The 20,634-nt window shown below is 69.7% G+C and carries 14 protein-coding genes and 2 pseudogenes; 5 read left to right on the forward strand and 11 right to left on the reverse strand.

Annotated features, from left to right (window positions below):
- Together Acy02nite_RS46960 and Acy02nite_RS47680 are read right to left on the reverse strand one after the other, a co-directional pair.
- Positions 1-638, reverse strand: a 638-nt coding sequence (locus Acy02nite_RS46960; protein WP_239175779.1) for a transposase, incomplete at its 3' end; no start/stop codon positions are given.
- Entirely contained in the window at positions 542-793 is a 252-nt protein-coding gene (locus Acy02nite_RS47680; protein WP_369009924.1) for a transposase, read from the reverse strand. The genes Acy02nite_RS47680 and Acy02nite_RS46960, both read right to left, overlap by 97 nt.
- A gap of 428 nt (positions 794-1,221) precedes the next feature.
- Here Acy02nite_RS47680 and Acy02nite_RS42620 point away from each other — a divergent pair, with 428 nt between their 5' ends.
- Genes Acy02nite_RS42620 through Acy02nite_RS42630 form a run of 3 tightly spaced genes read left to right on the forward strand, consistent with a single transcriptional unit; the run spans position 1,222 to position 6,965 of the window.
- The gene (locus tag Acy02nite_RS42620) at positions 1,222-3,081 is read left to right on the forward strand and encodes a hypothetical protein (protein WP_203754929.1); all 1,860 of its coding nucleotides are present in this window, start codon (positions 1,222-1,224) and stop codon (positions 3,079-3,081) included.
- A gap of 27 nt (positions 3,082-3,108) precedes the next feature.
- Complete coding sequence (locus tag Acy02nite_RS42625; protein ID WP_203754930.1) at positions 3,109-3,783, forward strand: hypothetical protein; 675 nt, start codon at positions 3,109-3,111, stop codon at positions 3,781-3,783.
- Positions 3,780-6,965: an ATP-binding protein gene (locus tag Acy02nite_RS42630; RefSeq protein WP_203754932.1), complete on the forward strand. Its 3,186-nt coding sequence runs from the start codon at positions 3,780-3,782 to the stop codon at positions 6,963-6,965. The genes Acy02nite_RS42625 and Acy02nite_RS42630 overlap by 4 nt, the downstream gene beginning before the upstream one ends.
- A 6-nt stretch (positions 6,966-6,971) precedes the next feature.
- Here the strand turns inward: Acy02nite_RS42630 and Acy02nite_RS42635 are convergent, their stop codons facing one another.
- From Acy02nite_RS42635 to Acy02nite_RS42655, 5 genes are all read right to left on the reverse strand, one after another.
- Positions 6,972-8,201 (reverse strand): phosphorylase family protein, encoded by a 1,230-nt coding sequence (locus Acy02nite_RS42635; protein ID WP_203754934.1) that lies wholly within the window; start codon positions 8,199-8,201, stop codon positions 6,972-6,974.
- 43 nt (positions 8,202-8,244) lie between these two features.
- A complete protein-coding gene (locus Acy02nite_RS42640) occupies positions 8,245-8,619 on the reverse strand; it encodes a hypothetical protein (protein WP_203754937.1) in 375 nt (124 codons plus the stop codon).
- Complete coding sequence (locus Acy02nite_RS42645) at positions 8,616-11,069, reverse strand: AAA family ATPase (protein ID WP_203754939.1); 2,454 nt, start codon at positions 11,067-11,069, stop codon at positions 8,616-8,618. The genes Acy02nite_RS42640 and Acy02nite_RS42645 overlap by 4 nt, the downstream gene beginning before the upstream one ends.
- 61 nt (positions 11,070-11,130) lie before the next feature.
- Positions 11,131-14,154, reverse strand: coding sequence for an ATP-binding protein (locus Acy02nite_RS42650; protein ID WP_203754941.1), 3,024 nt, complete (start codon positions 14,152-14,154; stop codon positions 11,131-11,133).
- 538 nt (positions 14,155-14,692) lie between these two features.
- A complete protein-coding gene (locus Acy02nite_RS42655) occupies positions 14,693-15,658 on the reverse strand; it encodes a hypothetical protein (protein ID WP_203754943.1) in 966 nt (321 codons plus the stop codon).
- Positions 15,659-15,979: 321 nt separating this feature from the next.
- Between Acy02nite_RS42655 and Acy02nite_RS42660 the strand changes: the two genes are divergently transcribed.
- Positions 15,980-16,129: a hypothetical protein gene (locus Acy02nite_RS42660; protein ID WP_203754945.1), complete on the forward strand. Its 150-nt coding sequence runs from the start codon at positions 15,980-15,982 to the stop codon at positions 16,127-16,129.
- Positions 16,130-16,180: 51 nt separating this feature from the next.
- Here the strand turns inward: Acy02nite_RS42660 and Acy02nite_RS42665 are convergent, their stop codons facing one another.
- The 4 genes and pseudogenes from Acy02nite_RS42665 to Acy02nite_RS42675 form a co-directional block, all read right to left on the reverse strand.
- Positions 16,181-16,873 carry an NUDIX hydrolase gene (locus Acy02nite_RS42665; RefSeq protein ID WP_203754947.1) on the reverse strand — a complete coding sequence of 231 codons (693 nt, stop codon included), beginning with the start codon at positions 16,871-16,873 and terminating at the stop codon, positions 16,181-16,183.
- A gap of 507 nt (positions 16,874-17,380) precedes the next feature.
- Positions 17,381-17,707 (reverse strand): annotated as a pseudogene (locus Acy02nite_RS46965) (DUF3885 domain-containing protein); the annotation flags it as partial.
- A 124-nt stretch (positions 17,708-17,831) separates the two neighbouring features.
- A pseudogene (locus Acy02nite_RS47840) lies at positions 17,832-17,948 on the reverse strand (DUF3885 domain-containing protein); the annotation flags it as partial.
- 50 nt (positions 17,949-17,998) lie between these two features.
- On the reverse strand, positions 17,999-19,324 hold the full coding sequence (locus tag Acy02nite_RS42675; RefSeq protein WP_203754949.1) for a D-arabinono-1,4-lactone oxidase: 1,326 nt from the start codon (positions 19,322-19,324) through the stop codon (positions 17,999-18,001).
- A 177-nt stretch (positions 19,325-19,501) separates the two neighbouring features.
- On the opposite strand from Acy02nite_RS42675, the gene Acy02nite_RS42680 reads away from it, so the two are divergent.
- The gene (locus Acy02nite_RS42680) at positions 19,502-20,572 is read left to right on the forward strand and encodes a glycoside hydrolase family protein (protein ID WP_203754952.1); all 1,071 of its coding nucleotides are present in this window, start codon (positions 19,502-19,504) and stop codon (positions 20,570-20,572) included.
- Positions 20,573-20,634 lie beyond the last annotated feature (62 nt).

A 20,634-nucleotide genomic window follows, 5' to 3' on the forward strand; every position in this document is an offset into this window, starting at 1 on the left:
GGCTCAGTGTTTGAGAGGGCTGTTATCCGGGCGTGCTGAGGGTTCGACGGCGTTGCCGGGTGGCGGGCCGCCCGCGGTCGAGTCGGCGGACCATGGTGTTGATCGCGGCCCAGCGGATCAGTGCTTCGGAGACGGCGGGATCGCGTTCGTAGTCGCGGGCCAGACGCCGGTGTGCGGTCAGCCAGGCGAGGCTGCGTTCGACCACCCACCCTTCGAACGTACGACGAATCCGCGCTGGTCAGCGGGTTTACGGACGATCTCGACCGTGGTGTCGATCGTCCGCGCGGCCCAGTCGACCAGGCGGCCGGCGAAGCCCTGGTCGGCGACACGTGCAAGATCGGCGTGAACAGATACGTGCTGAGCAGGGTTGTCTTCGCGCCGTCGCGGTCCTGCCAGGATGCCGACATCACGCAGACCACGACCAGCAGGCCGAGGGTGTCGGTGACGATGAACCGTTTCCGGCCGTTGATCTTCTTCCCGGCATCGTAGCCGCGGCTATCTGCGCCGACGGTGTCGGCCGCCTTCACCGACTGCGAATCCATCACGCCGACCGACGGCTGCGCCTCGCGGCCCTTGCCCAGCCGAAGCTGCTCGCGTAACTCTTCAAGAATCCGTTCGGTGACCTGGCGTTTCTCCACTGCTGGAACTGCCAGTACACGATCTGCCAAGGCGGGAAATCGACAGGCAGCTGACGCCAGGAACAGCCGCTGCGGACCACATACAAGATCGCATCAACCATCGCCCGCCGCGGATGCTCCGGAATTGGCCCCGGAGACTTGATCAACGGAAGCATCGGCTCGACAAGATCCCTCTGCTCATCGGTCAGGTCAGACGGATACCGCCGCTCACGCTCCACCGGGACAGCTTCGGACCACTTTCGCCGCGTCCAGGGACACGCCGCGCGACAGCCTTCTCAAACACTCACTGAGGTCCGCGCGGCCGTCGATGTGCGCGGTAGGGAAACGGTAGAAGTGTCTGGAATTATGTTGCGGATTTTCGAAAGTGCCGGGCAAATTTGCTTTGGAATAGCGGTTTCCGCTGCTGGCGATCTTGATTGTCGATGCGTTAGCCTTCGTTGCATCGTCGGTCGAAAATGTTTGACGAGTGATCGGGGAAGTCGGGCGTCCGGCTCGCAGAACGGTAGGACATTCGTGACCTCATGCACTTTCCTCGGAATTGGGGACGAGAATTGCGGCGGGCTCGATGCGACCGGATGAGCGCGTGGATTCCGTCGTGTTGCTCGACCGGCCCAGAGTGGACCTTGCTGTCCCGCGGGAGTTGGGAATTCACAGCGCTGCTCCGATCCTCGACGGTGATGATGAATTGCCCGCCTATGTGAAGCGGGATTTCGATTCCCGGCTGCGTATTGCCCTGGCCACAAATCTGCCGGTCCGGGGGAGTTTCGTCGTCATGGTCGGTGGGTCGTCCAGCGGGAAAACGCGTTCGCTGTACGAGGCGATCTACGAACTCGTGCCGGAATGGGATCTGCTGCAGCCGGCTGACGCCGCTGAGCTGCTGGAGGCGAAGAATGCGCCGCCGCGGGAGACCGTCTTCTGGCTGGACGAGTTGCAGCAGTTCCTCGGCGCCCATCCACCACTGACGTCGGAGTGTATTCGTGCGCTGGTGCGGCGCGGCAATCTTGTGGTGGGGACGCTGTGGCCGGATCAATACGCCAAATGGACTGCCGGGCGCGAGGACGTCCATCTCCTGGTGAAGAGCGCCTTCGTGATTCCCGTGCCGGATGCGCTGAATGCCGAGGAGCGGTCGACCGCCGAGGACGTCGCCAAGCGGGACAGCCGGATCCGCGATGCTCTGGATGCCCGCGAAGCCGGGCTGACCCAAGTGCTGGCCGGAGGACCACGGCTGGTGATGTGCTGGGAGCAGCCGCCGACCGCGTACGCCAAGGCGATGATCACTGTCGCGGCGGACGCGCATCGGCTGGGCGTGCAATCACCGTTGAGCACGGCTCTGCTGACCGAGGCCATGTACGGCTATCTCAAGAAGCATCAACGCGTGCCGACCGTCGACCACTGGCTCACCGAGGCGTTACCGCACGCCACTCAACCTCTTTACGGCGATGTGCGGCCACTGTACGAGGTGGACGACGGTCGCGCGGGCACCTCCGCGGGCTACACGATCGCCGACTATCTGGCGCAGCACGTGCGGCGCAAGCGGCGCACCGAACCGCTGCCGCACGAAGCCTGGCAGGCGCTGGTGACCGGGTTGCGTCGACCGGAGGACCTGCGCCGTCTCGCCGCGGCCGCCTCGGCTCGGTTGCGTTACCGCTACGCCGAGAAGGCGCTGACGCGTCTGGCCGAGGAGTTCGGCGATGGCAGGGCGGCTGCCGAGCTGGTCGACCTTCTGGTCCGCCAGGACCGCCTGGACACCGCGCTCGAGGTGCTGCGGCTGCGCCTGCACGCCGATCCGCGGGACTTGATCGCTACCCGGAAGCTGGCGCAAGTCCAGGACCTCGTGTGGCGCGTCGATCAGATGCGCCCGGCGGGCCGGACTCGGTCCGCCGGGCTGGATCCCGTCGTCGCGGAGTTCCTTGCCGACGGCGGAGTCTGTGACGGTCTGCGCCGCGACGCCGACGCCGGCGACGCGATCGCCGCCGAGCATCTCATTGAGCGGCTGGTCGACCGCGGGCACCTGGACGAGATCCGCGATCGGGCGGACCGGGGAGAGCCCCGTGCAGCCGAGGCGCTGGCCGACCTCTACGCCGGTTGGGGCGAGGTGGACCGGCTACTAGAACGAGCCGAACGGGGTGAACGCGCCGCCGAGCTGCGGCTGTCGAAGTTGCGCCGGGCCACCACCCGTGGTGAGAGCCCCGAGTCGGAGATCGCCGGATTGCGGGCGGAGGTCGACGAAGGCAGTCACGAGGCGGCACTGCGGCTGTGCACGCTCTTGTTCGAACTGCGTGACGAGGCCAATCTGCGGGCTGAGCTGAACGCGGGCACGGCCGGCGCCGCCGATCGACTCCTGGCGCTCCACACCGCGCTGGGCCATTCCGCACTGATTCCCTTGCGGGCCTACGGGCTGGACGCCGTCGGTGCGCTCGTCACCCAGCCCTCCATGCCTTGACCAAACGTGCCTGGGAAGGACCCTCTGATGGCCGAGCTGACCTCTGCGGACTACGCGTACCTGATCATCCTGAAGGCGGCAGACCGGGAACTCTCCAACACCGAACTGAGCAGGCTGTACGGAGTCCGGCTGGTTAGCCCGGATTACGAGCGGTTGAACGCGGCCGGGTACGTGAGCTCGGACACCAAGCGCCGTCCCTACCGGCACACCATCACCAGCGACGGCAAGAAGGCCGTCCTCGTGTCATTGACCGTCGACCAGGGTAAACCGGTCGACGGGGAGAAGCGCTCGGCCGGTGAACGGCAGCTATTCTGGGCCGCACTGATCGCCTCCCAGCAGCTGCTGGAGCGATTGGCGCGCGACCGGCCGGCCGCCGCGGCCGGTAACGGCGTGGCCGCTGAGGCTGGGCACGAGGGTATGGCCGAGTCGGTTGAACCCGCCGATCTGGCCGGGCGTATCCGTGCGGCCTACTCGCAACTGGCCGGGTCTCCGGGAGAGTGGATCGATCTGACCGCGCTGCGACCACTGCTCCAGGACGTCTCCAAGGCGGAGCTGGACCGGGCGCTGGCGGGCCTGCTCGACGCGGGCGACGTGCTTCTCGAACCGGAGGCGTTCATGCACCGGGTGGGTGAGTCGGAGCGGCGCGCCGCAGTCCACATCGGCGGCGAGGACCGGCACAAGCTCGCGATTGGTCGGCGATGAACGAGGCCCAGCGCACCGCGCTCGCCGCCCTGCGTTTCAGCTGGGCCATGGCGCCTGATGACGTGTGGCGGCGCTCGCCCTTCCACATCGACGGGCTGCACGACTCGGTGTTCCTGGACATCCGAGACGGCATCGCCGACGCCGCCGCGAGCCCCGATTCCAGCCCGATCGGCCTGGTACTGGAGGGACGGCATGGTTCGGGCAAGACCCACCTGCTGGGCTGGGTTCGTGAGCAGGTGCAACAGCAGGGCGGCTACTTCTTCCTGATCGGCCTCCTGGACAGCCGAAACTTCTGGGACGGCCTGCTGGTCTTCCTGCTGGACGGCTTGGCCCGCGAGGTGCCCGGCGGAGAGACCCAGCTCAGCCTGCTGCTGCGACGCCTGGCGTCGAGGGTCGGCGCGCCGCGGGCCGACCGGCGTGCGGTCATCGGCGAGACCACCCTGACCCGCGAAGCGCTGGACACTTTTGTCGCCGGGCTGCGGGATTCCGATCAGCATGTCGCCTATCGATGCCGGGACACGCTTCGCGCCCTCGCGCTACGTGCCTCGGACAACGAGGGACATCAGGACATCGCCGACAACTTCTTCGCGGGAGCGGAGGAGGGGATACTCGGCGAGCGCCGGGAGTGGGGAATCCGCAATACCTCCCGGACCGCCCAGGAGATCGTTCGCGAGGTGTCCTGGTTGCTGGCGACGACCGGGCCATCGGTGATCGCGTTCGACCAGATCGACACCGCTGTCGCGCAGGCGGCCGTGCAGGAGGACCTGGCCAAGGTTTCCGCCGCGGAGCAACACCTGCAGTTGGCCCTCATGGCGACTGGGCTGGCCGACGGTCTCATCGACCTGCGGGACACGACACGGCGTACCCTGACGATCGTCGCCACGCTCTCGACGACCTGGAATCAGATCGCGGACCGCGCGCCGTCGTCGTTTCCGGCGCGCTTTCGGCGCTGCGAGATCCCCCAGGGCATCCCGACCCCGGAGGTAGCCCGCAGGCTCCTGGAGAAGCGCTTCGCGCCGCGGTTCTCTTCAGTGGGGTTCACCCCACCGTATGCGACCTGGCCGATCCGGGACCACGTCTTCGAGGAGGCCGTGCGCTACACACCCCGCCGGTTGCTCGTCTCCGTCGACCGGCACATCCGTGCCTGCCTCGTCGATGACCAGGTGCGCGAACTGACCAGCCTGCACGAGGTGCCGGCCGAGGAGGCCTGGACCGGAACATCCGCCAGGACCGCCCCAGTGGTCGCCGACGACGAACTCGCCCGGATCGAGCGGCGGTTCGAGGAACTGCGGCGTACCGCCGATGTGACCTCACCGCTGGAACGGGACACCGAGGACAGTTCGTTCCCGGCTCTGCTCGCGGCAGGGCTGCGGGCGTGGGTGGCCGAACGCGGCGATGACAGCGCCGGCTTCAGCATCGATCCGCCACCGAGCTCCCGGCCGGATCTGCACGCCCGGTTACGCCGTGACCTGGACCGCCGTTCCGAGGAGGAACGCGAGGGTGCTGCCGATCAGTCGCGTGCTGAGGATCAGATGCACTGGTCGTTCCGGGCCATCAGTGACACCCACCATGGTCTGGCCGCGCTGCACCGCATCCGGCGCGCCCGAACCGCGGCGGGACTCACCGCTGACGTCACCAAGCGCAAGCTTTTTCTGCTGCGCAACGGCCCGTGGAGTCAATCGGCCAAGACCCAGGAGGTGATCAAGGAGTTGGAGTCGGACGGTGGTGTAACCCTCCGCGTCGACGAGGCCGATCTGCGTGTCCTGGCCGCATTGCACGGCCTCCGGGACGAGAATCCGGCGCACCTGCACGCTTGGCTGGCGCGATACCGGCCGGCTGAGCAGCTCACCCTGTTCAAGGAGGCCCTGACCGGCGACGGCCTGGGTCCGCACATCGGCGGCGACACCGGGCCCGAGGAGCCGAAGGCCCCGGATCGGGCTGCGCCGGACCCGGGGCCCACCGGTTTCATCATCGGGTACGGCGTCGAGGACGACGTGCCGGTCCCGGTGTCGCTGGAATCCCTGCGTAAGCACGCGGCGGTCTTCGCCGCATCCGGGTCCGGCAAGACGGTGCTGTTACGCCGGCTCATCGAGGAATGCGCCCTACTGGGGGTCTCGGCGATCGTTCTGGACCCGAACAACGACCTGGCTCGCCTCGGCGACCCGTGGCCGGCACCGCCGGACGGTTGGTGGCCGGGCGACGCCGAACGCGCCCAGCGGTATCTGGTCGGCACCGAGGTGATCACGTGGACGCCACGGCGTGAAGCCGGCCGCCCGCTGAGCTTCCAGCCGCTGCCAGATTTCGGTGCGGTCCGCGACGACGCCGACGAGTTCAACGCGGCGGTGGAGGCGGCGGTCACCGCGCTCGCGCCGAGGGCCAACCTGACCGGCCGCACTAGTCGGGTGCACCTGGGCTTGGCGGTGCTGCGCAAGGCGGTGGAACACTACGGCCGGCAGGGCACCGGCAGCGTCGACGGGCTCATCGCCCTGCTCGCCGACCTGCCGGACGGGGTCAGCCGGCTCGACGATTCGGCCAGGATCGCCGCGAGCCTAGCCCAGACACTGACCGCGTCGATGGACAATGATCCGCTTTTCGGCGGGAGCGGCGCCCCGGCCGATCCGGGGATCCTGTTGACCCCGTCTCCCGGCAAACACGCTCGGATCTCGGTCATCAGCCTGGTCGGAATCCCCGGGGACGACGCCCGGCAGGGTTTCGTCAACCAGTTGCAGATGGGTCTGTTCGCCTGGATCAGGAAGCACCCGGCGCGGGACCGGCCGCTGCTGGGCCTGCTCGTGATGGACGAGGCGCAGGCCTTCGCGCCGTCGGGCACGATGACCGCGTGCACGCAGAGCACCCTCGCCCTGGCTTCGCAGGCTCGCAAGTACGGCCTCGGGCTGATCTTCGCCACCCAGGCACCGAAAAACCTGCACAATCGGATTCCCGGCAATGCGGCGACGCACTTCTTCGGGCGATTGAGCGTACCGGTCCAGATCGACGCCGCGCGGGAGATGGCGAAGGTCAAGGGTGGTGATGTGCCCAGCATCGGCAGCCTCACCGCAGGTGAGTTCTATGTCGCGCTGGAAGGGGAAGTGCCCCATCAGGCGCGTACGCCGATGTGCCTGAGCCACCACCCGAGCAGTCCACTGACCGACGACGAGGTGATGGCCCGGGCCCGGGGGTGAGCCCCGTCAGCGGTTCTGGCGCAGCAGTGCCGCGAGGTCGGCGCGGCCGATCGCGGTCAGCGCCTCCGGCAGTTCGAGCAGCCGGCCACGGCTCTCCATCCAGGTCCATAGTGCGCGCGGCTCGTCCCCACTGCGGAACCGGAGAATCTCGTACGAGGGGACACCGACCACATCGGCCAGATCCGGCCAATCGTAGGTGAGACGTCGGATCACCGCCAGCTTGACCGGCCCGGGGAACCCGACCGCCGGCGGGCCGGCCCGGGTCTCTGGCGCTGCCGGTGGCAGCAACTGCACGAGCAGCGCGAACAACACCTCGGCGGAAGCTCGGGCGGCGAAGGCTTTGAATCTGTCGTCCTTGGTGAAGTCGGCGTGGTCCATGACCCCCTTGGCGACCAGCCAGTGCGGCACCTGACGCTCGTGGGCCACCGTGGCGATGGTCGCCGCCTCCATCTCCAGCGCCACGATTTTGCGCTGGCTGATCTCCAGCCGGTCCCAGATCTCCGGGTCCACCATGACGGCGCTGCCACTGGCCATCGCCCCGGCGACGACTTGGTACGGCAGCCGCTGCGGGCCGTCGTCGAAGTAGAGGACGCGCTGGATGTGATCACGGCCGGAGTCGGTGAGCACCAGTTCTCCGGCCTGCCATCGGATCAAACCGTCGGTTTCCAGCCGGGCCAGCCGATCACGCCAGGCTTGGCCGGGCAGATACCGGCTGCGGGCCGCATGCTTACGGGGGTTCTGCTCCCGGTACAACCGCTCCAGGAACCAGACATCCGCCTCTTCGGCGGTGGCCGCGCCGTGGGTGGGCAGAGGCGCCGGATCGAAGTCCTGCGCCGCTCGCAGCCAGCGGATGTCCTGCGGGAACTGCTGGTGGTCGGCGAGGAACGCCGGACCGGCGTGCTTGCCCTCGTCCCATTCATAGGCGGGTGCGGCAACGACGACGTCGCCGGGGGCGGTTTCCCCGGGCTTGCCGGCACACACCCCGCACATCGCCAGACAGGTTGGTCGCAGTTCGTTGACCAGGGTCGTGGTGAGGGCCCCGACGCTGCGGCCGCCCATCTGAACCGGCCGGGCGAGAGCAACGGCGAGCCCTCGGTGCCAGACCGTGGCGTACGGTTCGGCGCTGCCGGTTCGATGGTCATGCCACGGCACGTCGCCGACGGCCGCTCTGGCTGCGTCGTACTCCTCCTTCAGCGCAGCGATGACGAGAACGTCGATACGGTTGGCCTGGTCCACGCGTACCCCTATCGGTTCGTATTCCGTGGGCTGCCGGTCCGGCTCATTCGTGCGCCCGCAGCAGCCTGATCAGTTCGACCACCTCGTCGCGGAGCCGGGCCAGTTCGGTGGCTGTCACACCCAGCTCGTAATGGTGGTGGTGACCGGCGCGTGACAGTGCCCACCAGGCGTAGCCGGCCCGCCGGGTGATGCCCGGATCGGCGTAGGCGGTCAGCATCAGCAGTTTGGTTCGCTGCGCACGGGTCGCCGTACCGACCTCCGGGCACGTCCGGGCCCAGAAACCGTCCAGAGCCGTTTCCAGTTCGATGCGCAGCAACCAGGCGCACGCCCGTGGCCAGGTGCCCACGGCGCCGGGCAGCGCCGTGTGCAGCAGGCGGTCCGCCGCCTCGAGATACACCGTTCTCGTCGTTGCGCTCATCGCAGTTTGGTCACCAGATCGCGGGTCCGTGTGACGAGCTGAGGCAGAGGCGTCCGGGCGGTGCCGTGAGCGCCGTCGGCTGCCGCTGTGACAGTGGTCGCCGCCCAGCCACCGTAGGTGCTGCGCAGGTGCATGGACAGCTCACCGACCCGGTCCGAGCTGTCCAACAGTCCCAGGGCGAGCCGCTGGCGCAGCGTGTGCGCCCGGGCGAGCGCCTTTTCCACCGTCTCGTGGGGCTCCCCGGCGGCGTACCGGCGGGTGCGATAGAGATCCATGCTGATCGCCTCCAGTGCCGAGCGGCAGAAGCCCGCCACGACGGGATACCGGGCCTGCTCGGACAACTCCTTCGCCGCGGCCAGTGCCCGTGCGTCGTCGAGGTAGCGTTCCGCGGGGTCACCAGCCGGGCGTAACTCGACCACCGACCGGGCCCGACGGCACACCTCCCAGACGGTGGCCGGCACGCCGAGTCGGCGCAGCGCCTCGGGCAGCCGGTCATCGTGGGTGAACACGATCACCTGCCGGGTTTCCGCTGTGGCGCCCAGCACCTCGGCCAGCCCGTCGACCTTTGCCGGGTCCATGCTCTGCACCGGGTCGTCCACCACCACGAACCGGAACGGGCTGGCCGGCGCGCACGCCCGCGGCAGGAAGACCGCCAGCCCTAGGGCGTGCAGTTCGCCCTGGCTCATCACCGCCAGCGCGTTGGTCTCGACGCCATCGACCGTCACCGGGAATCTGACCCGGCGCTGGGTGCTGACACCCTCCATCCGCATGTGGTGCAGCTCGACGTTGCTCTCCTGGCGCAGTCGCTGCCAGATCTGCTCGGAGTGATCGACGAACGCGGACAACCGCTCCGCGCGGATGGCGTCCGTCGCCGAGCGCAGTGCGGTGCGAGCGTCCTCCAGGCGCGACAGCGCGTCCGCTTCCGCCCGAACGATGCCGGCCGCGTCGATCCAACGCCGCAGTGACGCGGCCGGTTCACGCCAGCGGTCCTGCCGGTTGACCAGCCACCGGGTCGCCGTCTCGGCCAGATCCGCGTATGCCGCCAGAACCGGTTGCCAGGCGAGGCGAACGGCTCCCAGCTCGCCGGTGCCGCCCGGCTCGTGGTCAAGTGACGGCACATCGGCAAGCGCCAGGCGGAGCCGGGCCGCGGCCGTGGGAAGCGTCTCCTCCAAGGCCGCGACCGCCACGCCGAGCTCGTCCCGGGCCGCCCGCAGCAGATGGACTGCGGTGTGGCGTGCCGACGACGTCCGGTCGTGAGCCGCACGTGCGGCTGCGGCCGTCGCACCCAGCCGGGCGATCTCCGCCTCGGCGCTCTCGCGCCAGCCGGAGTCGAGCCGTCCGGTCCGGCAGACCGGGCACGGCTGGTCGCCGCGGTGGTGGTGCAGGTCCAACGCTCGTTGTAGGAGGTCCGTGGTGCGAACGGCCGCCACGCTGTCGCTTCCGGCGAGCGCGGCGCCCTCGCTTTCTGCCTTCTGCAAGGTGTCGAACGCGCCGAGCACGTCCGGCAACTCCGCGCCGATCAGGCGCCGTGCCGCTGCCACCGCGGGTTGATCCCCCGTTGCGGCCGTGCCGTCCACGAGAGCGGCGAGCGCGGTCAGGTCGGCTCGGGCGGATTGCCGGCCCAGGGCAGCGAGCGCCTGCCGGGCCCGGTCGTCGTCGAGCTCACCGAGCTCACTTCGCAACCGGGTGAACGACGTGCGCAGGTCCTGGACCCGGTCGGCGCGTTCTCTGCGCCGCTGCTGCAGCCGGCCGTCGGCGGCCGACAACGGAGCCAACCCGAGAATGGGGGACAGGGCGTCGTACAACTCCGCGGGTCGTGCGGTGATCACCCGCTCCAGGTCACGGGCGGACAGGAACGGCCGGTACAGGTCGATGCGGTCGAGCCAGCCGGGTGGCTGATCCGCGGCACGGCTCCGGCCGCCGAGGGCGACCGTGAGTTCGGCCTCGGCGGGATCGGTGGCCGTCGTGGGCCAACGGCGGCCCAGTTCGACCGGGGCCTGCCCGTCGACCCGTAGCCCGATGGTGATCCCGGTCGGCCCGTCGTGATGCAGATTGCGCCAGCCCTGCCGGAAGGTTACGGGACGCCGGGCCCACCGCTGCGAGTCGTCGGTGAGGACCAGCTCGGTGGCTTCGGCCAGGCTGGACTTGCCGGAGCCGTTGCGGCCCACGACGAGCGTCAGACCGGGCGCCGGTCGTAGGTCCAGGGTCACGCGCGGGCCGATGCCACGGAATCCCTCGACCTGAACGGAACGTAGCCACACGCTCGCCGGGTCGTAGGTCTCGCCCGGCCCGCCTCGGTCCGGGCGGGTGGGGTCGCCGCCGGCCAGGAGCATGTCGAGGCTCTCGGCGTCGCGGTAGGCGGCGAGAACGAGGTCGGTCACCGGTGGGTGGGTCCGGGCGGCCCGCAGCCGGGCCGTCAGTTCACCGAGAAGAAGATTGTCGTCGCTCACGATCAGCCCTTCGAACGTACGGCCGGACCCGGACAGGCTGTCGTGAGTGTCGGCCGTGTTCCTACCGCTGTTCTTCCGCGGGTGGCAGAGGGGTGACCCGGTCGTGGGCGGGCACATCGCCGGCCTCGTACAGCTGTTCCACCCGGGACCACGACGCGTGTGCGACCTCGGGCGGGCCCTGTGCCGCCAGCACCGCGGCGAGCCGGGACCGGGCCTGGATCTCCAGATAGGCGGCGTCCGCGCCGGCGAAGCAGCAGGCCGCCCGGTCCAGCTCGGAGACCTGATCGCCCGGCCGTCCGTCGTCGTGCCACAGGAGGGCCAAGGACAGCCGGACCCGCCCCTCCAGCAGGCTGTCCGCACGGTCATGGGCCACCTGCGCGGCAAGGAGTAGCTGTGCCTTCGCGCGGGACCGGTCGCCCCGGTGCCTGGCGAGGTCGCCGAGGCCGTGCATGGCGTACGCGAAGCCGACGCCGTCGTCAGGCCCGAATGCCTCGCTCACCATGGTGAAGGCACGCTGTGCCCCCGCCAGGTCGCCGACGGCCAGTGCGGCACAGCCCACCCAGTACCGGGTCTGTGCCAGGAATCGTGGATGACCCAGCTCGACGGCCACCTCCTCGGCGCGGGCCAGCGTGCCGGCCGCCTGCGCGTACTCGCCCCGATCGAGGTGCACCTGGCCGATGAAGCGCAGCGTCTGCCACCGGCCGGCGGTGTCCCCGGACGCCTGATAGCCGTGCAGCGCCGCAGTGAACAGGGTGAGCGCCTCGGTGGACCGGCCGCGGCGGCGTACGGCGTTGGCCAGCGTGCGCCGCGCGATCGCCAGCCCGTGTACCTCCTTCTCGGCCTCCAGCAGTTCCACCGCACGGCTTAGCTCGTCGATCCCGGGGATGCCGGGCCGTCTGCCGCCGGTGGCCAGCGCGGGCTGGCCGAGACAGGCCAGCACGATGCCCTCGCCCCTGCGGTCACCGGCACTACGGCAGGCCTGTAGCGCCGTGGTGTGCGTGGCGTACCAGTCGTCGTGCAGTCCGAGGATCGTGTAGAACTCATGGGCGGAGACCGCGAGATCCCAGCACAAATCGGTGAGTCCCAGATCCGCGGCGAGGCCGACCGCTGCTCGGACGTTGAGCCGTTCTGCCCGGAACCACGCCAGGGGATCGTCGTCGACCTCGGCGTAGGCGTCCGCCGGCAGCGACGGTTCGGCCACGTCGCCGTGCACGACATCGAAGTCCCCGCCGCACTGCCGGGCGTGCGCGTGTCGCAGTAGGCTCAGCAGCGCCGCGCACACCCGGCCGAGCAACTCTTCCCGGGACCGCGGATCCGGATACTCGGCCTCGGCGCGACGGGCCGCGTACTCCCGGGTCAGGTCATGGAACCGGAAACGACGCGGCCTCCGCGTCGCGGTGGTCTCCACCATCGACGCCGCGGCCAGTTCGGCCAGCGCTGCCCGGCCCCGAGCGGCGTCCCCGGTGAGGGTGGCGGCTGTCCAGGCGCCGAAGGTGGGCAGCGGCAGCAGGCCCAGATCGACGAAGAGCCGCTGTTGGGCGGCCGTGAGCGGGGCCAGCCCGGTCTCCAGGGTGCGAGCCAGGCTGTCCGCGCCGAACGCGTACGCCGCGGGCCCGTGAGTGCGCAGCCGGCGGGCCAGTTCTGCGGTCGGATGCGGGTGGTCGTGGACACGCAGGGCAGCGGCGATCCGCAGCGCCAGCGGCAGGCCCCCGCATAGCCGGACCACCTCACTCACGGCCTCGCGTTCACCGTCCAGGTTGATGCGCGAGGCGGCCACGACCGACTCGAACAGGGCGGTGGCGTCCGGTTCCAGCAACGGATCCAGCGTGCCGACGTGGTGCGCACCGCGCACGTCGGGCAGGTGGCGGCGGGCGGTCACCAGCACCTTGCAGCCGGCACCGGCCGGAATCAGCGGGGCGATCTGCGCGCCGTCGGCCGCGTCGTCGAGCACCACCAGCATCCGCCGGTCGGCCAGCAAGCTGCGGTAGAGCGCTGCCCGCTCAGCCGGGGAGTCGGGAACGGTGGAGACGTTCAGCGAGCGCAGGAACTGCGCCAGGATCTCGGCCGGCGTGGCCGGATCGGTCGATGTGCCACGCAGTTCGGCCCACAGCTGTCCGTCCGGGTAGTCGGACCGGCGCTGGTGCGCCGCGTGCAGAGCGAGCGACGTCTTGCCGATCCCGCCCGGTCCCGGCACTACCATGACCTGGTAGGAACTGCCCGCGCCGAGCAACCAGGTCAGCTCAGCCACCAGCGCCTCGCGGCCGACGAACTCCGGCGGTGCCGCGGGCAGTTGCTGGGGCACCGCGGCCACAGCACGCACGGGATGCGCGGCCAGCGGGAACACCTTCGCCACCTGGTCGTCCCGACCACTGCTGATCGCGTACGCCATGGAGCGCAGCTCGGCGTCCACGTCACCGATCCTGGCGTCCAGGGCCTGCGCGTACTGCTCGTAGGACTCGACCGCCTCGGTCCGGTGCCCGTTGTGATGCAGCGCGATCATCAGAAGCTTCTGCAGGTGGTGGTCGGGGCTGAACTGGGCGGCGATGGGTTGCAATTCGTCCAGGACGTCACCGAACTCGCCACGCTGCATCCGCACTGTGAACAGCCGCACCGCGATTCTCTTGCGGCGCTGCTGAAGTGGCTGGACGCGGTGGCCGGCCCAGGGCGCGGAGATGTTGGACAGCGGCTGCGGCCCCCGCCACAACCGCAGCGCCCGGCTCAGCAGCTCGACCTCGTCATCGGTGCGTTTCTCCGCGGCGCCGGTCAGCTCGTCGAAGGCGAGCAGGTCGTGGTCCTGGGCGCCGGCCCGCAGCTCGTAGCCAAACCGGGCGTGGGTGATGAGATCGCCGTCGCGGCCGACGCGGCGCAGCAGGGTTCGCAACCCCGACACGGCCTTGTGCAGCTGCGCCTCGGCGACATCGGTCCGGCCCCAGCCCATCCGGAGAAGGTCGGCCTGCGGCAAGCGCTTGTTGGGCTGGATCAGTAGTGCGGCCAGCACGTTGAGCTGCCGTCCGGGCGGCAGCTCCAGCGGCATGCCGCTGCGCGGATCGCGAACCTCCAGCTCACCAAGGACACCGTAGATCACGTAGCGGACCTCCGCCCCTCACCCCGCGTCGATCACCCGCTGTCTGACGGTAAGAGTCGGGGCGGAATTTCGCCAGCACCGGCGGACCGATGCCCACTGCCGGGTAGGGCTGAGGAAGCACCACCGTAGACAGTTGTGGCTGAATTGCGCGACATCATCGCGACGTAACGGATAGTGCGGGGGAGCGCTGCTGATGCACGAGGACCGGCATGGCCACCTGGCCGGGATCGTCGACACCGAACGGCGCCCGCTCCGTCCGATCGGGACGACGGCGTACGAGGTGGCCCGCCGCACCGGCGAGCTGTTGTCCGGACTGGGCCGGGTGCCCGGCGTCCGGCTGTACCCGGCGGTCCGCCTCGACGGTCACCCGCCGCTGCCGTACGCCGTCAGCGCCGGGCCGCACGTGGTGCTGGTCGAGACGGTCGCCTGGCCGCCCGGTTCCTACGTCACGTCGCCAGCCGGCGCTGTCCACTGTGGCAAAACCTATATCGGTCAGTCGGTGCGCCCCCTGTTCGGCGCGGTTCGCCGCCTGCGCCGGCTACAGCCTCGAGGACACCGCGTGAGTGCCGTCGTGGTGGTCCATCCCAGTGTCGCCGGCCGGCTGGAGCTGCCGCCGGCCACCGGAATTGACCTGTCCTGGTGTGCGGCGGACGACGCCGTGACCACCATCCGCCGCCTGTTGCGTACCGGTGACCGCTTCCGGGATTCGTCGCGTGCCCTGCGGATGCTGGCCGCCGCGAGCGGGCGCACCAACTGATTGTGGTCCTCCGTAGGGCTTTCCGGCCGCCCAGACCTTGTCGAACTCCGCGGTGAAATGCCTCAGCCAGTACGGGTCGGGGTCGGCGTACAGGGGGAGTGTCGGCTCAGGAGTGCCGCTGCGGTGCGAGTAGACCTCGACGTGGGCCTGCCCGTGTGGCAGTTCGGGGTCCAGCGCGATCAGGCCGAATGCCGGCACGAAGTCCAGGAGCCGGATCCGGAGGCGGCCCGGTCCGCCCGCCGCCCGCGCGGCTAGGTCGTCCAGCAGGTCCATAGTGGGCCGCAGCCGGTGCTCGAAGATCTCGGGATTGTCCGCCATGGTGCTGCGACGGGCCGCCTCGCCGAGGGTCACCGGCTGCGGCGCGATCAGTGCGATGCGCACGCTCGCGCCGTGATCGAGACGTTGGCCCAGCGCCGCGTACTGGCTCCGTAGGGTCCGAGCCAGGGTGACGCCCATGATGCGGATATCGCCGGTGGTGCCGAGGTCAAGATCCGCGCCGAACGTCGAACGGCCGAGCAGTTGATCGGCGCTGCCGCGCCCGTTCAGATCGTGGTCGAGGTCGGCGACCGACTGGTTCAGTGCCGCCAGCGCGGATCGGCTGTGCAGGGAACTGATGGCGAGCAGGCCCAGGGTGGCGAGGGTTGTGCCGCCGGTGACCGCGGGGCTCACCAGGTCGAGCGCGCCGAGCACGCCGACCAAGAGGGCCATGGCGATGGTCAGGAGGAGGTCGAATCTGCGAAGCGTCATAGTCGCACCTCGGTGCAGAGAGTGTCGGGGGCTGAACTGACGGTAACAGAATTTATGTGTGATTGACATAAAGTCGAGGCGTGGTTAATGTGAGTCTGACAGTAAGGTTTGTGGGCCCGGTCGAGCGGACGATCGCCAGGGTTTCGCACGCCGCTGGGCAGTCGGCGCAAGTGCCGTCCTGCCGGGGACCGGCCGCGCGGGGCGCCGCGTGAAGGTCGGCCAACCTTCGCCTCCCCCGTCCCGTCCGGACGCCGGAGAAACGCGAGCGCCGGGTCCTCTCGTCACACGAACCCACCGAGCCAGCTCCAGAAAGGAATCACCATGGGTAAGAACCTGCGCCGCGCCGTGATCCTCGTGGCCACGGCTGTCGCCCTCACTCTGAGTCCGGCCACCTTCGTCGCCCCGGCCGTTGCCGGGCCCGTGTGCCCGGCCGGTAGCAACTGGGACGGAAGAATCCAGGCCTGCCGCTGACCGCGGTCCGGTAGCGGTGTGGGCAGCCCGCCAGGGATGCCCACACCGTCGTCAGTGGCCGCCGGCGCGCAAGATCGGCGGATTCAGCGTCGTGGCCGCCCCGGTGCGGTAGAGCGCCGCAGGCCGGCCGGTCGGCGGTACCCGTTTCGTGCCGGTCGGCTGGACGAACCCTTCGGTGTTGACGACCTTGCGGCTGAAGTTGCGCGGGTCCACGGGTTCACCCCAGACGATCTCGTAAACCGTTCGCAGATCGCCGATGGTGAATTCGGGCAGGCAGAACCTTGTGGCGAGCGTGGTCAGCTCCAGCCGCCGCCGGGCCCGCTCGACCGCCTCGTTCAGAATGCGGTCGTGGTCGAACGCCAGACCACCGCGGATCTCGTCGACCGGCCTCCATGCGGCGCCGCTGGCGTCGGATCCGGCGACCGGCAGTGGGAGATCAGGCATGACAACCAGGTGAGCCACGCTGATCACCCTGCCCCGGGGATCACGGTCCGGCTCGCCATACACGCCGCATTGCTCAAGGTGCAGGCGGCCGAGATCGAGGCCGGTCTCCTCACCCAGCTCGCGTATCGCGGCATCGGGGATGTCCTCGTCGGTCCGCACGAAACCGCCCGGCAGGGCCAGCCGTCCGGCGAACGGCTCGTTGCCCCGGGTGATGATGAGGGCCTGCAGACTGCCCTCGCGCACCGTCAAGACACAGAGGTCCACCGCTATGCGCAGGAGAGCATGGTCTCTGGTGGTCATGGGGCGAGTTTAGCTTAATGTGACTATGACATGAACGGGTCGGATCAGGGCCTCAGTGCGTCGGCTCCGTCTTCTTGTTGAGTCAGCGCAGGTTCGCGTCGCTACAGGCCAGATAGACTTAGCGAGGTGGTTCAGATCCTCGAAATGGTTGTTCGCTACCACGCGCTAAGAATTCTGGGCGCGGGGACGAAGGCTCCAGCGCGAGCCATGTCGGGCTCGTAATGGCACGAGGCTGTGAACGTCGCACATATTGCTTGACGTGCGGGAACAACTACTCCTACGGCCTGGGAGTCGTGTGGTCTTGCTGGGGCATTCCTTACCTGACGAATCGCTCCGCTGGCTTAGCAGGCCGGTGCTTTCGGGGTGAGCTGGATGTTGCCGGCGGCCGACCGGGCACGGGCAGGGCGCCGCGCGGCCAATCTGCTGCGCCGGCCATAGCACGCTGCGGCCGGCGGTGCCCAGTAGGTGCCGATCGCTGCTGTGGCCAGCCGGCTTTGGGGGAGCGGTCTACAGCCACGCTGGGTGGTTGGACAGCCAACTCCGGTACTCCAGCTTCAGGGCGTCGCGTTGCTCACGGGTCGGCAGAATGACGTCGGCTCCTCCGTCGTAGGGGTGGTAGAGCCACTCCAAGCCTGGCGGAGTCACTATGACGTTGGCCAGCTCGTCATCCGCGACAGCGCGCAGCAACGGGTCCAGTTCAGGGGAGTCGAGGCCCGAAGACTCGACGTGCAGCTGCATGTGGAGCTGTTCGTCCGAGTCGGTGTCGGCATCCAGGGCAACGGTGCGCCAGTACTGTGCGCGGGGCATCAGGTCCGCGCGTCGTGACGACGGTGGAGAGGGGAGTGCCTTGCTCTCGGTCCATTCGTTCGTGACGACGAGGAGTTCCGAATCGGCGGGACAGCCTGCCCAAGACCGTGCGGTGCCGCATCGACACCGTGGCGTACTCGTCCTCGGTTCGCGGGTAGCGTCTCGACTCCGGCAGGCTGTGAAATCTGACCCACCGTTGTGGGTAGTGCATCCTGAGCTCGTGTGCGACCGGTAGGCACTCCGGCCACCGCTGCGCAGGCGGGGACATTCGGTAGTTCTACAGCAGCAGGGAGCCCGGTCGGGGGTGACCTGGCGCGGTTACAGGAACTCCGGGGAGATGCAGGAGGAGTGGCCGCCGGGGGCGCTGAGGGTGGGGTCGGGCCGGGAGGTGGCCGGGAACAGCGCGTCGACGAAGTCGTTGCGGAACTTGCCGTGCGGGTCGACAGTGTTCCTGAGCTTGTCGAAGTCGGTGGCTCGGGGATATCCGGCGGCGATCTCGCGCGGCGGGATTCTGGTGAGTTTGCCCCAGTGCGGCCTCGGCTCGAGGTGCCGTAGCTGTTCCTCGACGGCCTCGATCGCCGGCAGTACGGCCGCGAGGTCGTCGGCCCAGGTGAAGTGCAGGGTGAGGCTGTCACGGCGGTAGGCCGGGCTCAGCCACAGGTCGTCCTCGCGCACCACGCGGAGCTCCGAGATCTGCAGGACCGGTGCGAGCCGGTCGCTGATCTGCCGGACGGCGGCGATCGCCTCGGCGGCGCGGTGGCGGGGGACGAAGTACTCCGATTGCAGCTCTCGTCCGGAACCGGGCACGTATTCGGGCCGGAAATGCGGCAGCCGTTCGTGCCAGGGGCCCGGCTGGTCCAGCTGCGCGGTGCAGTTCTCCGCGGACTGCTCCGGCACGGGATGCACCGGCACCGTCGCCTGCCGGCCCCACGACCACGGTCCGGCCGGGCGGTCAGGGCGCCGCTTCACCAGTACGTTGGCCCGGCCGCCGTGCCACTTGGTGAAGACGCTGACGCTGTACCCGGTGGCGAAGACGTCGTCCGGACTCTCCTGCACCGCGTCGAGGGGCACGTCGACGAGCATGCGCTGGCTCACCTCGTAGGTGGGCTCGACGTCGAGCGTCAGCCCGGCCACCACGCCGAGGGCGCCCAGTGCCGCCACCGTGCCGGGGAACGTGTCGGGATGGCTGTCCCGGCTGAGGGCCAGCAGGTCGCCGTCGGGACCGACGAGCTCGACGGCCCGTACGGCGGAGGCCAGGCAGCCGAGCGTCGCGCCGGAGCCGTGGGTCGCGGTGGCACACGAGCCGGCCACCGAGATGTGCGGGAGGGACGCCAGGTTGGCCAGCGCGAAGCCGGCTCGGTGCAGCTCGGTCGCGAGGCGCGCGTACGTCGTGCCGGCCGACACCCGCACGGTCCGGCCCGCGGTGTCCAGCTCCACGCCGGCGGGCAGAAGGTCCAGCCGGACCAGGTCGGCCGTGGTGTCGGCGACCAGGCTGAACGAGTGGCCGCTGCCGAGTGCCCGGATCCGCGGGTTCTCCGCGACAGTGCGACGCAGCTCGTCCGTCGTGGCGGGCCGGTGGAGTCGCGCGGCGCGGTAGGTCACGTTGCGGGCCCAGTTGCGCTGGGGCGTCGAGACGTCGGTCATGGGGTCTCCAATCGATCGCGGCGCCCGGGGCGCGGCCCTCGAACAGCTCCGGGAAGCGGTCGGCGAGTGAGCGCGACGCCGCCAGGATCACGATTGTGCCAGTCATTGACAAGATTTGCCAGTCTTGGCAAGAGGTGTGATGGTGAGACGACCAAGTGCTCACCACGAAGGGACCGCGTGATGGACGGAACCGCGCAGAAGATCGTCGCGGCCGGGATGACCTGGATCGAGCGCGCGCACGACGTCACCGGGCGCCGGGGCATCTCGGCCGGCTACGACCTGGCCACGGGCTGGCAACCGGCGTACCCGGAGACGAGCGGCTACCTGCTGCCGACCATGCTGCGGGCCGCGCGGGTGCTCGACCGGGCCCCGCTGGCGGACCGCGCGGTCGAGGTGGGCCGATGGCTACGGGAGATCCAGTTGCCGGACGGCGCCTTCCCGAACCTCGGCCTCGAGGGGCAGCCGGCCGTCTTCGACGCCGGGCAGATCGTGCTGGGTCTGGTGGCGCTCTGGCGACGCACCGAGGACCCGGCCCTGCTGGAGTCGGCGGCGCGGGCCGGCCGGTGGGTCGGCGACATGCAGCGGGCGGACGGGTCCTGGCTGTCCCATCTCGGTTTCCCGAACACCTACTCCTCCCGGGTCGCCTGGGCGCTGGCCGAGCTGTCCCGGGCCACCGGCGATCCGGCGTACGCGCGGCACGCCGAGCGGTCGCTGGACTGGATCCTCACCCGGGTCCGGCCGGACGGGTGGATCGACGCGATGGCCTTCGAGGAGAACCGGGCACCGTGGACCCACACCATCGGGTACGCGTTGCGGGGCCTGCTGCGCGGCGGTGACCTGGTCGGCGGCGACCTCGGTGCCCGCTGCGTCGCGGCGGCCAGTGACTGCGCGCTGCGGCTGGCCGACCTGCGCAGCCCCCTGCATCCGCTGCTGCCGGGCGAGATCGGGCCGGGATTCGAGCCGTACGCCGATTATGCCTGCCTGACCGGTGACGCCCAGATGGTCGTCGTGTGGTGGGACGTCGCGGCGCGGCGCGGCGACCGGGCTCTCGCCCAGCGGTGCCTCGAGGTGATGGACCGGCTGGCAGCGCTGCAGGTGTGGCAACCGCTGGAACCGGCCGCGGTGGGTGCGCTGCCGGGGTCGTGGCCGCAGAGTGGAGCGTTCGAGCCGAACGCCTTCCCGATCTGGGCCACCAAGTTCCTCGTCGACGCGGCGCTGGCGACGAGCCGCTCACCGGTTGCCACCTGACCGGTGTTTCGCGGTGCGGCCGGGGCAGCCGCCCAGCTCCACGGCTTGACAAGAGTTGCCAG

Origin of the sequence: Actinoplanes cyaneus (assembly GCF_016862095.1) — a bacterium.
In the GTDB taxonomy this organism is placed as follows: domain Bacteria; phylum Actinomycetota; class Actinomycetes; order Mycobacteriales; family Micromonosporaceae; genus Actinoplanes; species Actinoplanes cyaneus.